At 46.9% G+C, this 897-nt stretch carries 1 protein-coding gene; it reads left to right on the top strand.

Annotated elements, in window-relative coordinates; genetic code table 11:
* Positions 1–897, top strand: an 897-nt coding sequence (locus tag ACEYW6_RS36445) for a DUF3854 domain-containing protein (protein WP_412983645.1), incomplete at both ends; no start/stop codon positions are given.

The following is an 897-nucleotide window of genomic DNA, read 5'->3' on the forward strand; positions in this document are numbered from 1 at the left end:
AATATTATCACTGGTGAAGATTCCGATTGGGGATGCTTCAAGCCCAACACGCCAAGAATAGATGAGGGTAACAGCAAGGCAATTAAGTATGAGCATCCCCCCAAAGTTGACACAGAAATTTTTGCCTTACGGATTCCCGCCCGGATCTGGGAATTAATTAGCCGCCGCTACGATGTGGCACTACCAGAAAATTACCAAAGTTTACCTTATGGTAATTTTTGGCGATGGGTGAGAGAGAATACCCAAATTCCCATTATCATCTGCGAGGGTGCTAAAAAAGCAGCTGCAATCTTATCTTGTGGTTATGTCGCCATTGGTATACCCGGAGTATGGGGAGGCCGTCGCCAACCAAAGGATGAATACGGCGAAAATAACGGCGCACCGTACCTAATCCCACAGTTAGCCACTTATGCTCAATCAGGCAGGCGAATTTATTTCTGTTTCGATGCCGATGTGAAGCGCACCACGGTTAGAAGCGTGAATGGTGCGATCGCTAAAACTGCCAAGCTTTTATCTTTGCGCGGCTGTGAAGTCCGAGTAATGGGGTGGCATCTGGCATTAGGAAAAGGGATTGATGATGTACTAGCCGCTTACGGCCGCGACCAATTTGATACTATTTACTGCGATGCCCTGAAATTAGATGAGTGGAACACCAAGCAACTAAGGCGGCTCACATACACCCCAGATTTGAACTTAAATCAGCGTTACTTGGGTGAGTTGGCTATTCCTTTGGGTAAGCAGCTAATAGGCTTGAAATCGCCAAAGAACACAGGTAAAACTCACTTGCTTCAGTGGCTAACTGACCCCATAATTCGCGCTGGTGAGAGGAGAGTGCTAGTAATTACCCATCGGGTGCAGCTTGCTACGCAGCTTGTGAAAAAACTGGGATTACCTTTC

The organism is Nostoc sp. UIC 10607, assembly GCF_047228265.1.
GTDB lineage: Bacteria > Cyanobacteriota > Cyanobacteriia > Cyanobacteriales > Nostocaceae > Nostoc > Nostoc foliaceum_A.